The organism is Pseudomonas sp. SHLD1 (assembly GCF_028640935.1).
Classification (GTDB): Bacteria; Pseudomonadota; Gammaproteobacteria; order Pseudomonadales; family Pseudomonadaceae; genus Chryseomonas; species Chryseomonas aestiva.
The window spans coordinates 167231-178580 of record NZ_JAQZAD010000011.1; the positions used below are offsets into that span (position 1 = coordinate 167231).

Genomic DNA, 11350 nt, shown 5'->3' on the forward strand with positions numbered 1-11350 from the left:
GAAATGACCATGACTGCGCTCATCCCCTTACCCGCCCAAGGCAGCCGCCTCAACGACGCCCGGACCTGGTCGGCGTTCGGCGCGGCCTGGAGCAGTGCCGAGCAGAAGACCCTCGAATGCTGCGCCATTCGGCTCGAGACCGCCGACGTCAAGACCTTCGCCTTTCGCTGTCCCGACTTCGTGGCCCTCGCCTTCGAGCCTGGTCAGTTCATCACCCTGTCGCTGACCATCGACGGCCAGCGGCTGTCGCGCTGCTACACCCTCTCCTCCACGCCGACCCGCCCCTTCAGCCTTGCCATCACCGTCAAGCGCGTACCCGGCGGGCCGGTGTCGAACTGGCTGCACGATCAGCTGGAGGTCGGCAGCCGGCTGCAGGCTTTCGGACCGGCAGGCATCTTTACCCCGGTCGGACATCCGGTACGCAGGTTGCTCTATCTGTCCGCCGGCTCGGGGGTCACGCCGCTGATGGCCATGACGCGCGCGGCCTTCGACCTGGGTGGCGATCCGGACATCGCCTTCGTCCACAGTGCCCGTACCCCCCGGGACATCATCTTCCGCGACGAACTGGCGCAACTGCAGGCCACACAACCTGGCCTCAAGGTCTTCGCCATCTGCGAGGCACCCGGCGCCGAAGGGGACTGGCAAGGCCCGCTCGGCCGCCTGGATCTGCCCCTGCTGGAACGACTGGTGCCGGACTTCCGCGAACGGGAGGTCTTCATCTGTGGCCCCCAGGGCTACATGGACGCCGTCCAGCGCACCCTGCAGGAAGGCGGCTTCGATCTTGCCCACTCGCACCAGGAGAGCTTCTCGATCGGCCGTCCGGCGGCCCCTGCCGAAGCCTCGCCGACCGCGGTCGGCGAGGCCCTGTTCACCGTCACCCTGGCGCGCTCGGGCAAGGTATTCAGCATGGCGGGCGACCAGACTGTGCTCAGCGCCGCCAGGCGCGCGGGCGCCATCGTGCCCTCCTCCTGCGGACAAGGCCTCTGCGGTACCTGCAAGACGGCTCTGCTCGAAGGCCAGGTGGAGATGCAGCATGCCGGTGGCATTCGCCAGCGCGAGATCGAGCGCGGGCTGCGACTGCTGTGCTGCAGCAGGCCCACGTCCAATCTGGTGCTCGACCTCTAGCGGCTTCGGTCCCGTGAAGGCGCCCTACCGGACGCTCCTCGACGAGGCGCCTCTGCCGCCGGCCTTTTGCTCGGCCGTGCGCAGCGGCCCGCGGGCATGGGTGAGGAGAGCCACGCCTCGATTCGCGCGGACCACCGCCCAGCGTTTCGCTTCCGCGTAGAACTCCTGGGTGTCCGGACACCTCTCAACTGAAGCGTCAGCCCCGTGATCGATGGCGATCCCGCTGAAGGCCTTGAGAGACACCGAGCCCCATGAATGCCCCCCTAGCCACCGCGCCTCGCCCCTATCGCGTCGGCCTGATCGCCGATACCCATGGCCTGCTCCGGCCCCAGGCGCTGGAAGCCCTGGCCGACAGCGACTTCATCCTGCACGCCGGTGACATCGGCAAGCCCGAAATCCTCGACGCCCTGCGCGCGATAGCGCCGCTGGCGGTGGTCCGGGGCAACAACGACGACCTGCCCTGGGCCGACGACATCCCCGAGCGCGTCAGCCTGACCCTGGCCGGCGTCGACATCCACATGCTGCACATCCTGCCCGAGCTGGATCTGGCGGCCGCCGGCGCCACGGTGCGGGTAGTGGTCAGCGGCCACTCGCACAAGCCGCTGATCGAAGAGCGCGATGGCGTACTCTACATAAACCCCGGCAGCGCCGGCCCACGGCGCTTTCGGCTGCCGATCAGCGTCGGCCGCCTGACCCTCGATGCCGGCCAGATCCAGGCCGAGATCCTGGAACTCACCCCCTGAAGGAATCCCGATGAGCATCGATTACCACTTCTACGAACCCAGCCAGGGCCACGGCCTGCCCCATGACCCCTTCAACGCCATCATCGCGCCCCGTCCCATCGGCTGGATCTCCTCCCACAGCGAGAGCGGTGTGCTGAACCTGGCGCCCTACAGCTTCTTCAATGCCTTCAACTACAAGCCGCCGCTGATCGGCTTTTCCAGCCAGGGCTACAAGGACAGCGTGGCCAATATCGAGCGCACCGGCGAGTTCGTCTGGAATCTGGCTACCCGTGAACTGGCCGAGGAGATGAACGCCAGCAGTGCCATGGTCGGACCCGAGGTGGACGAATTCGCCCTGGCTGGCCTGGAGCCTGCCCCCTCGACGATCGTCAAGGTGCCGCGAGTCGCCCGGGCCCAGGTGGCCTTCGAGTGCAAGCTGAGCCAGATCGTCCGCCTCAAGACCGCTGCCGGAGATGAACTGGATCAGTGGCTGGTGCTGGGCGAGGTGGTAGCCGCCCATATCGACAAGCGCCTGCTCAAGGATGGCATCTTCCAGACCGCGGCCGCTCGCCCCATCGTGCGCGGCGGTGGCCCGGCCGACTATTTCGAGATCACCGAGGCCGCGCTGTTCCGCATGCGTCGCCCCGACTGAGTGGTCGGCCCTGCAATGCAAAACGGCGCCCCAGGGCGCCGTTTTGCATTGCAGATTTCCTAGCCTGCTGCGCTGACGCGAAAATTCAGTCGCGGGAAATGCACCTGGAGCGCCCCCAGCTGCGCGTCGTGGCGACGGATCACCAGGGCCTCGCTGTCGGCATGCACCAGTTCGCCCACCACCGGATCCACCCCATAGTCGGTCGCCGCCACGCTCACCCGGTCACCCCAGGCGAAGCCTTCCACGGCAACGGCCTGGTCGCGCGGCAAGGCCAGCGGCTCCGCGGCCCTGGCGATCTCCAGCGCCTCGGCGGCGCCGAGTTCCTCATGGGTACCATGACCGAACCCCAGCACCCGGGCGAACCAGGCGGCGATCTCGGGACGCTCGTCGATCAGCGGCGCCAGTTGCGGCGTGCTCTTGAGAAACCAGAAGTTGTGCGCCAGGGCGATGTCGGCCACCGAAGGCGCGCCAAACAGGAATTCGCCGGCGCTGCGCTTGAGCTGGGTCTCCAGCCGGGTCAGCAGGGTCTGCAGCTGTTGCCGGGCCTGCTCGGGTGTCAGACGACTCAGGCTGCCACCACTGAACAGCGCCTTGCGGTCATCCATGAAGGCCTGGGCCTGCTCCGGCGGCAGACTGGCCAGGCGCGGCCCCATGATCTCCGGCTGGAACATCAGCGCCACCGCATGCTGGAACAGTACCGAATCCGCCCAGCCGGCAAAGGCGGCCACGACCGCTTCCTGACCTTCCGGAAACAGCGCCGGTACCGCCTTCTCCGCCTCCAGCCGCCGGGCGATCAGCGCCGTGTCGCAATAGACATCGGCCCCCACCTGCAGCACCGGGGTCTTGCGATAGCCGCCGGTGAGCGCCACCAGCTCGGGCTTGGGCAGCATCCGCGGAATGATCACCGAACGCCAGGCCAGCCCCTTGAAGCCCAGCAGCAGGCGCGCCTTCTCGGCGAAGGGCGATTGCCAATAGTGATGCAGAATCAGCTCGGACATGACAGCACTCCTGAATTAGCCATGGGCAAGGTGCCGGACCGGGCCAGCACCAGGGCTTCCTTGGCTCGTTTGGGTAGCTTCTTGATCTGGATCTCGCGGCGCAGCGCGGCCGACTTGTCGCCGCAGGCTTCCACGTAGACCAGCGCCTGGGCCGGGCTGGAAGCGAAGAAGCGGGCACCGCGGCCACTGCGGTGCTGGGCGAACCGGCGCGCGGGATCATCGCTGATGCCGCAATAGAGCGCCTGATTCTCGGCGCGCACCAGGTAGACATACCAGGTGCGCGCGGGTGGCAGGGGGTCGTCGCTCACCGTCAGGCGAACCACTCCCGGGCGGTACGCCAGACGCACACGCCGACGAAGTAGATGCCGCTGGCGAACCAGAGCACCATCAGCCACAGCGGCTTGTCGGGATGCACGAACACCATCATGGCGCTGCTGAGCAGCCAGATGGACGTCACGGCGATATTCAGCGCCATCAGCTGACGCACGCGGAAGGGATGCAGGAACTTGACCCGGGTCAGGGTCAGGGCGGCCAGCACCAGCACCACCGCCATGCTGAACCAGGGCGCCAGGTCCAGCACGTAGAAATACAGCGCCACCACGTTCCAGGCCGCGGGAAAGCCGACGAAATAGTTATCGGCGCTCTTCATGTTCACATTGCAGAAACAGAACAGCGACGACAATAGGATGATGCCCACCGCCACCAGCTCGAAGTGCGGCGGCAGGGGCACGAAGCGATAGATGAAGATGGCCGGAATGAACACATAGGTCAGGTAGTCGACCACCAGGTCCAGCGCCGAGCCGTCGAAATGGGGCAGTACCCGCTTGACTTCGAATTTGCGCGCCAGGGTGCCGTCGAGCCCGTCGACGAGCAGGGCGATGCCGAGCCACATCAGGCAACCCTTGGGTTGACCGTCGACCAGAGCGAGCAGCGCCAGAAGCGCGAGGATCACACCACTGGAGGTCACCGCATGGGCGCCCCAGGCCTTGGCTTTTGTCAGCATGAGCGGATGGGAAATGGAGTTCACGGGCGTCTCTCTATGATGACGGCTTCGACTGCCCAGCGCACCGCCTGTTCTGGCAATACGCTACGAAATCGACAATGAAGCCGGTGAACGGCAAGGCGGGCCTTGACCGCCGACCCCGGAAACCGGGCGCCAAACATCGAGGATACCGCGCCTTGCCGTCCTTTGCCCGCCTTCCCGCCGAACGCCCGTGACTGGGTTCGCAGGACGACCGGGGCGGAGCGAGTCCGCCCAGACATATCGAACCTGTTCAAAGTCTCGCGAGCTGGAGCCAAACAAGGCCTAGGCGGCCCACGAAAAGACCTGAGGAAGCGGGTCGGACCCGCGCCCGGGTTTACGCCTGGTAAATGAGCATTCCGACGGGGCCGCCCAGGGCGGGCTGGCGACCCAGGGTCTTTTCAATGCCGTTTGGCCGACGCGCAGCAGGCTTTGGACAGGTTCTCAGTGCAGGATCTGCCCGAGGAACAGCCGCGTGCGCTCGTTCTGCGGGTTGTCGAAGAACTGGTCCGGCGCGGCCTGTTCGACGATCTCGCCCTTGTCCATGAAGATCACCCGGTTGGCCACAGTGCGGGCGAAGCCCATCTCGTGGGTCACGCAGAGCATGGTCATGCCGTCCTGGGCCAGGCCGATCATGGTGTCCAGCACCTCCTTGACCATTTCCGGATCGAGCGCCGAGGTCGGCTCATCGAACAGCATGATGCGCGGCTGCATGCACAGCGCCCGGGCGATGGCCACGCGCTGCTGCTGGCCACCGGACAGCTGGCCCGGAAACTTGTTGGCCTGCTCGGGAATGCGCACCCGCTGCAGGTAGTGCATGGCGATTTCTTCGGCCTGCTTCTTCGGCAGCTTGCGCACCCACATGGGCGCCAGGGTGCAGTTCTGCAGCACGGTCAGGTGCGGGAAGAGGTTGAAGTGCTGGAACACCATGCCGACTTCGCTGCGAATGGTCTCGATCTGCTTGAGATCGTTGGTCAGCTCGGTACCGTCGACGATGATCTGGCCCTTCTGGTGCTCTTCCAGGCGATTGATGCAGCGGATGGTGGTGGACTTGCCCGAGCCGGACGGTCCGCACAGCACGATGCGCTCGCCCTGGGTGACGGTCAGGTTGATGTCCTTGAGCACGTGGAACTGGCCGTACCACTTGTTCACGTCCTTGAGCTGGATCATGACCTTGCTGCTGTCGACCGGCTGCTTGTTGCTTACATTCATCTGTTGACTCCTAACGCTTGTGGCCGGTGTTCAGCTTGCGCTCCAGACGGGCGGAGTAGCTGGACATGGCGAAACAGAAAATCCAGAAGACCAGGGCGGCGAACACATAGCCTTCGGTGGACAGACCAGGCCAGGCCGGGTCGGAGGTGGCGCGCTTGATGCTGTTGAGCAGGTCGAACAGGCCGATGATGACCACCAGACTCGAATCCTTGAACAGCGCGATGAAGGTGTTGACGATGCCCGGGATCACCAGCTTGAGCGCCTGCGGCAGGATCACCAGGCCAGTGGTCCGCCAGTAGCCCAGGCCCATGGCCGCGGCGGCTTCGTACTGCCCCTTGGGAATGGCCTGCATGCCACCCCGCACCACCTCGGCGATATAGGCCGCCTCGAAGATGATCACCATGACGATGGCGCGCAACAGCTTGTCGAGGTTCATGCCATCGGGCAGGAACAGCGGCAGCATCACCGACGACAGGAACAGCACCGTGATCAGCGGGATCCCCCGCCAGAACTCGATCATGGTCACGCAGATGACCTTGATCGCCGGCAGCTTGGAACGGCGCCCCAGGGCCAGCAGGATGCCCAGCGGCAAGGCGCCGACGATGCCTACCGCGGCGATCACCACGGTCAGCATCAGGCCGCCCCACTCGCTGGAGGGCACCACGCGCAGACCGAGACCGCCATACAGCAGCCAGAAGGCCACCAGCGGATAGATCACCAGCAGGGCCAGACCGTAGCGGGCCTTGTGCTTGAAGCTGTCGAGAAACAGCGGAATCGCCCCGATCACGGCGATCACCACGGTCAGATCCACGCGCCAGCGCTGATCGCCAGGGTAGAAGCCGTACATGAACTGCCCGAAGCGCTCCTTGATGAACACCCAGCAGGCACCGCCTGGCACGCAATCGGCACGGGTGCTGCCGCTCCAGGTGGCATTGATGAAGGCCCAGTTCACCACCGGTGGCACGATCAGCCAGACGAGGTAGAGACCGAACAGGGTCAGGAGGGTATTGCCGATGCTGGAAAACAGGTTGCCCCGAATCCAGGCCAGGACACCGACGCTGGAAGGCGGCGGCGGCAGGTCCGGTTTGAAAGTATGGGTCTGGTTACTCATACGCGCTCCTTAACGCTCGATCAGCGCGATGCGCTTGTTGTACCAGTTCATCAGAATACTGATGCTGATGCTGATGGCCAGGTAGACGCTCATGGTGATGGCCATGGTCTCGATGGCCTGACCGGTCTGGTTCAGAACGGTGCCGGCGAACAGCGCCACCATCTCCGGATAGCCGACGGCAGCACCCAGCGACGAGTTCTTCATCAGGTTCAGATACTGGTTGGTCAGCGGCGGAATGATCACCCGCAAGGCCTGGGGAATGATCACCAGCCGCAGGGTCAGACCCGGACGCAGCCCCAGCGAACTGGCCGCCTCGGTCTGACCATGGCTGACCGCCTGGATGCCGCCGCGCACCGTCTCGCCGATGAAGGCCGCGGTGTAGACCGACAGGGCCAGCGCCAGGGAGACCAGCTCGGGGATGATCACCCAGCCGCCGCGAAGGTTGAAGCCCTGCAGTTCCGGCACTTCCCAGTGCAACGGCCGGCCGAAGATCAGGGCCGCCAGCAACGGGATCCCGATCACCAGCGCCAGCACGGTCCACAGCACCGGGAAGCGCTGGCCCGTGGCATGCCGCCGTTTGCGCGCCCAGCGCACCACCACCACGCTGGCGACGATGGCGATCAGCAGCGCGATCAAGCCGGGCAGGAACCCGGCATCGGCGATCGGCGCGGGCATGTACAGACCGCGGTTGTTGACGAAGAAGGCTTCGCCCAGGCTCAGACTCTGGCGCGGACCCGGCAGGGGCGCGAGCACGGCGAAATAGAAGAAGAAGATCAGCAGCAGCGGTGGAATGTTGCGGAAGGTCTCGATGTAGACCGTGGCGACCTTGCGAAGCAGCCAGTTGCTCGACAGCCGGGCCACACCCACGGTGAAACCAATGATGGTCGCCAGGAAGATACCGATGACCGACACCAGCAGGGTGTTGAGCAGTCCGACCAGGAAGACCCGCCCGTAGGTGTCGCCTTCGCTGTAGGGAATCAGGTGCTGGGGAATGCCGAAGCCGGCGGTATTGTTCAGGAAGCCGAAGCCGGAGGTGATACCCCGGTTGGCGAGATTGGCCTGGGTGTTGCTGAACAGGAACCAGCCGAAGGCCACGACGGCGACCACGGCCACGATCTGGAACAGCCAGGAGCGTGCCTGCGGATCGGTGAGCAGAGACCCACGGACCGGCGAGGACGGTTTGCTAACGTTTTGCATCTACTAGAAGCCTCATTAAATTCTCGCCCCACAGCGCGGGGAGCGCTGCAGGGCGAGAATCTGCACATCCGGAAGGTGGTCGGCGACTAAGGCGCCGAGATCAACGGACCGGCGGGGCGTACTGCAGACCGCCTGCATTCCACAGGGCGTTGAGGCCACGCTTGATCTTCAGATCGCTGCCCATGCCGACGTTGCGCTCGAAGACTTCGCCGTAGTTGCCGACCTGCTTGACGATTTGCACCGCCCAGTCTTTCGGCAGCTTCAGATCCTTGCCGAATTCGCCATCGGCACCCAGCAGACGACGAACATCAGGGTTCTTGGAGTCCTTGGCCTGGGCCTCGACGTTGGCGGAGGTCAGACCCAGCTCTTCGGCGTTGACCAGGGCGAACAGCGACCACTTGACCACGGTCAGCCAGTCCTCGTCACCACGACGGACGGCCGGCGCCAGGGGCTCCTTGGAGATCACTTCGGGCAGCACGACATAGTCGTCGGGCTTGGACAGCTTGTTGCGCTGGGCGTACAGCTGCGACTGGTCGGAGGTCAGGACGTCACAACGACCCGCTTCCAGCGACTTGGCGCTCTCGTCCGAGGTGCTGTAGGTGATGGGGGTAAACTTCATGCCGTTGGAACGGAAGTAGTCGGCCAGGTTGAGTTCGGTGGTGGTACCGGCCTGGATGCACACGGTTGCGCCGTCCAGTTCCTTGGCGCTCTTCACACCCAGCTTCTTGTTCACCAGGAAGCCCTGGCCGTCATAGTAGGTGACACCGGCGAAGATCAGACCCATGCCGCCATCGCGGGAGCTGGTCCAGGTGGTGTTGCGCGACAGCACGTCGATCTCGCCGGATTGCAGCGCAGTGAAGCGCTCCTTGGCGGTCAGGGGAGTGAAACGAACCTTGGTGGAGTCACCGAAGACCGCAGCGGCCACGGCGCGGCAGACGTCGACGTCGATGCCCTTGTAGTCACCCTTGGAATCGGTGTAGGAGAAGCCCGGCAGGCCATCGCTGACGCCGCATTGCACGAAACCTTTGTTCTTCACCGCATCCAGGGTAGCGCCTGCGTGAGCCATGCCGGACAGGCCAAGAGCAGCGGCGGTGGTCAGAATTGCCAGGGTAGACTTCACCATCTTCATCGATAAGCTCCACTTTGTTTATGAATTACGTTCCAGTCGCACGGCAGCACGATGTCTCTCGCCTGATTGCCGTGGAACCCGCCCACCCGATCCCTGGGCGTCCTCCATCAAGGGAAGAAGGAGACGCACTGGAAGGCATGACGAAGCAGTGAGTCAGTGTTACCTGTTAGTGCACTACCTGGCCGCAGCCTAGATGAGGCAATTTGCGGACCAGTGAATGCGACAGATGCTCACTTGGCTCAAACCCGGCAATCGCGAGACTTCGAGCAAAAAGCCGGACAACTAAATTACGAAAATGCGACACGCATTTTGTGCACCATCTGTTACCACACCCATTTTTAGTGGCACCAAACTGGAGCAAAGCCTTGGAAAATTCGCCTCTTGTGCTGGAATCGCCCAGCGGAACCGCCGATAGCTGCGTCATTTGGTTGCATGGCCTGGGGGCAACCCAGCATGACTTCGAACCCGTTGCCGAATTGTTGCAGCGCAGCCTGATCTCGACCCGTTTCGTGCTGCCCCAGGCGCCGACCCAGGCGGTCACCATCAATGGCGGCTGGGCCATGCCCTCCTGGTACGACATCCTGGCCATGAATCCGGCCCGGGCCATCGACCGCGCCCAGCTGGAAACATCGGCCGCCACGGTACGGGCCCTGATCGAGAGCCAGCAGGCCCAGGGCATTCCCGCCGAACGCATCGTGCTGGCCGGTTTCTCCCAGGGTGGTGCCGTGGTGCTGCATACCGCCTACAACACCTCCTGCCCCACCCTGGGTGGTGTCATGGCGCTGTCGACCTACGCGCCCAGCTTCGAAGACGCCCAGGTCAATCGCGGTGGGGCGACCCCGGCGCTGTGCCTGCATGGCGACCAGGACGATGTGGTTCCCCTAGCCCTCGGGCGCGCAGCCTACGAGGCGCTGGTGGCCGCGGGCGTGGAAGCGCTCTGGCACAGTTATCCCATGCGCCACGAGGTGATTCCGGCGGAAATCCAGGATATCCAGGACTGGCTGCTGGCACGTCTCGGCGGAAAATAAAGCGCGAATCACCGGACCGCTTCGTTTTTGGAAACCGGTCGACAATTTGCGGAATCTGGGGGCGAATGGAGGCCCGGAAAGGGCAAAGCGAACGAACTTTGGGGTACCCATCCGGTCCAGTAGGGGTGCCTGAAGGTCGTGATGTGCATGGAGCAGCTATGGCCCGAGTTTTCCTTTCAGCCCCCGGGGTGATCCTTTGATGGCCGCCCCCTTGTCGGCCTGGCTGGCCGAAGTCCCGGTCGCTTCCCTGAAGGACCTGCGCCTGTTCAAGGGCGTGGAGACCCATCTGCTGGAAGCCCTGATCGCCCGCTCGGCCACCCGCAGCCTGGTCGCTGGTGAGTGCCTGCTCTCGCCCGCCGTGATCAACCAGTACATGTACCTCGTTCTGGAAGGTCGCCTGCGGGTCCACCTGGGCTCGCCGGAAAATCCGCCCATCTATCTGCTCGGTCCGGGTGAGTGCTCGGGCGAAATCAGCTTCATGGACAGCGAGCGGCCCAGCGCCCACGTCATCGCCGAAGCCGATACCCTGGTGCTCTGCCTGCATCGCGATCTGGTGCTGGAGCTGATCGAACGCTCTTCCAAGGCCATGCACAACCTGCTCGGCATCCTCTGCGAGCGGATGCGCCGCGGCAATCAGCTCATCGTCGACACCGAACGCAACGCCAACGTCGACACCCTGACCGGCCTCTTCAACCGTCGGCGTCTCGAGCAGCTGTTCGAGCGCGAAAGCACCCGTTGCGCCTTCAACCGGCAGCCGCTGAGCCTGCTGATGCTGGATGTCGATCACTTCAAGCGCTACAACGATACCCATGGCCACCTGGCGGGTGACTACGCCCTGTGCCTGGTCGCCAACACCCTGCGTGACCAGCTGCGGCCCAAGGACAGCATGGCGCGCTATGGCGGTGAAGAGTTCGTCATCCTACTGCCGGAAATCGATCGCGACGAAGCGATCGCCATCGCCGAGCGCCTGCGCCAGAGTCTGGCGGAGATCAAGGATTTCTATTCGCCCTGCGGCAGGTTGCCGGGGGTTACCGTCTCCATCGGCCTGGCGCAGATGCGCAAGGCCGACTCCCTGGATGAACTGGTCGGACGTGCGGACAAATCGCTCTACCAGGCCAAGGATGCCGGGCGCAATCGGATCAGTGGCTGACCGGA

At 64.4% G+C, this 11350-nt stretch carries 12 protein-coding genes; 5 read left to right on the forward strand and 7 right to left on the reverse strand.

Going from position 1 to position 11350, the window contains the following annotated elements:
- Positions 1 to 3: 3 nt before the first annotated feature.
- The 3 genes from PVZ77_RS04080 to PVZ77_RS04090 all read left to right on the forward strand — a co-directional run bounded on the left by PVZ77_RS04080 (position 4) and on the right by PVZ77_RS04090 (position 2499).
- Positions 4 to 1125, forward strand: a complete 1122-nt coding sequence (locus PVZ77_RS04080; protein WP_273809976.1) for a hybrid-cluster NAD(P)-dependent oxidoreductase — start codon at positions 4 to 6, stop codon at positions 1123 to 1125.
- Positions 1126 to 1376: 251 nt separating this feature from the next.
- The gene (locus PVZ77_RS04085; RefSeq protein ID WP_273809977.1) at positions 1377 to 1868 is read left to right on the forward strand and encodes a metallophosphoesterase family protein; all 492 of its coding nucleotides are present in this window, start codon (positions 1377 to 1379) and stop codon (positions 1866 to 1868) included.
- Between the two features lie 10 nt (positions 1869 to 1878).
- Entirely contained in the window at positions 1879 to 2499 is a 621-nt protein-coding gene (locus tag PVZ77_RS04090; protein WP_273809978.1) for a flavin reductase family protein, read from the forward strand.
- Between the two features lie 59 nt (positions 2500 to 2558).
- Here the strand turns inward: PVZ77_RS04090 and PVZ77_RS04095 are convergent, their stop codons facing one another.
- The 7 genes from PVZ77_RS04095 to PVZ77_RS04125 form a co-directional block, all read right to left on the reverse strand.
- Positions 2559 to 3497, reverse strand: a complete 939-nt coding sequence (locus PVZ77_RS04095; protein WP_273809980.1) for a glutathione S-transferase family protein — start codon at positions 3495 to 3497, stop codon at positions 2559 to 2561.
- On the reverse strand, positions 3485 to 3805 hold the full coding sequence (locus PVZ77_RS04100; RefSeq protein WP_273809981.1) for a GIY-YIG nuclease family protein: 321 nt from the start codon (positions 3803 to 3805) through the stop codon (positions 3485 to 3487). Before PVZ77_RS04100 ends, PVZ77_RS04095 begins: the two co-directional genes overlap by 13 nt.
- A gap of 2 nt (positions 3806 to 3807) precedes the next feature.
- Positions 3808 to 4500: a phosphatidylcholine synthase gene (pcsA, locus tag PVZ77_RS04105; protein ID WP_133862217.1), complete on the reverse strand. Its 693-nt coding sequence runs from the start codon at positions 4498 to 4500 to the stop codon at positions 3808 to 3810.
- Positions 4501 to 4962: 462 nt separating this feature from the next.
- Positions 4963 to 5730 (reverse strand): amino acid ABC transporter ATP-binding protein, encoded by a 768-nt coding sequence (locus PVZ77_RS04110; protein ID WP_039976153.1) that lies wholly within the window; start codon positions 5728 to 5730, stop codon positions 4963 to 4965.
- A 10-nt stretch (positions 5731 to 5740) separates the two neighbouring features.
- Positions 5741 to 6841 (reverse strand): amino acid ABC transporter permease, encoded by a 1101-nt coding sequence (locus tag PVZ77_RS04115; RefSeq protein ID WP_187981196.1) that lies wholly within the window; start codon positions 6839 to 6841, stop codon positions 5741 to 5743.
- Positions 6842 to 6850: 9 nt separating this feature from the next.
- The gene (locus PVZ77_RS04120) at positions 6851 to 8038 is read right to left on the reverse strand and encodes an amino acid ABC transporter permease (protein ID WP_273809983.1); all 1188 of its coding nucleotides are present in this window, start codon (positions 8036 to 8038) and stop codon (positions 6851 to 6853) included.
- A gap of 100 nt (positions 8039 to 8138) precedes the next feature.
- On the reverse strand, positions 8139 to 9167 hold the full coding sequence (locus tag PVZ77_RS04125) for an amino acid ABC transporter substrate-binding protein (RefSeq protein ID WP_187981194.1): 1029 nt from the start codon (positions 9165 to 9167) through the stop codon (positions 8139 to 8141).
- A 383-nt stretch (positions 9168 to 9550) separates the two neighbouring features.
- Here PVZ77_RS04125 and PVZ77_RS04130 point away from each other — a divergent pair, with 383 nt between their 5' ends.
- Together PVZ77_RS04130 and PVZ77_RS04135 are read left to right on the forward strand one after the other, a co-directional pair.
- The gene (locus PVZ77_RS04130) at positions 9551 to 10195 is read left to right on the forward strand and encodes an alpha/beta hydrolase (RefSeq protein ID WP_273810343.1); all 645 of its coding nucleotides are present in this window, start codon (positions 9551 to 9553) and stop codon (positions 10193 to 10195) included.
- A 199-nt stretch (positions 10196 to 10394) separates the two neighbouring features.
- On the forward strand, positions 10395 to 11345 hold the full coding sequence (locus PVZ77_RS04135; RefSeq protein ID WP_133862099.1) for a GGDEF domain-containing protein: 951 nt from the start codon (positions 10395 to 10397) through the stop codon (positions 11343 to 11345).
- Positions 11346 to 11350: the final 5 nt, after the last annotated feature.

Excerpts from the sequence above, each read along its gene's own strand:
- PVZ77_RS04125 (WP_187981194.1), bottom strand. The coding sequence starts at position 9,167 with ATGAAGATGGTGAAGTCTACCCTGGCAATTCTGACCACCGCCGCTGCT.
- PVZ77_RS04085 (WP_273809977.1), top strand. The coding sequence starts at position 1,377 with ATGAATGCCCCCCTAGCCACCGCGCCTCGCCCCTATCGCGTCGGCCTG.
- PVZ77_RS04080 (WP_273809976.1), top strand. The coding sequence starts at position 4 with ATGACCATGACTGCGCTCATCCCCTTACCCGCCCAAGGCAGCCGCCTC.
- PVZ77_RS04135 (WP_133862099.1), top strand. The coding sequence starts at position 10,395 with ATGGCCGCCCCCTTGTCGGCCTGGCTGGCCGAAGTCCCGGTCGCTTCC.
- PVZ77_RS04095 (WP_273809980.1), bottom strand. The coding sequence starts at position 3,497 with ATGTCCGAGCTGATTCTGCATCACTATTGGCAATCGCCCTTCGCCGAG.
- PVZ77_RS04090 (WP_273809978.1), top strand. The coding sequence starts at position 1,879 with ATGAGCATCGATTACCACTTCTACGAACCCAGCCAGGGCCACGGCCTG.
- PVZ77_RS04110 (WP_039976153.1), bottom strand. The coding sequence starts at position 5,730 with ATGAATGTAAGCAACAAGCAGCCGGTCGACAGCAGCAAGGTCATGATC.
- PVZ77_RS04120 (WP_273809983.1), bottom strand. The coding sequence starts at position 8,038 with ATGCAAAACGTTAGCAAACCGTCCTCGCCGGTCCGTGGGTCTCTGCTC.
- PVZ77_RS04115 (WP_187981196.1), bottom strand. The coding sequence starts at position 6,841 with ATGAGTAACCAGACCCATACTTTCAAACCGGACCTGCCGCCGCCGCCT.
- pcsA (WP_133862217.1), bottom strand. The coding sequence starts at position 4,500 with ATGCTGACAAAAGCCAAGGCCTGGGGCGCCCATGCGGTGACCTCCAGT.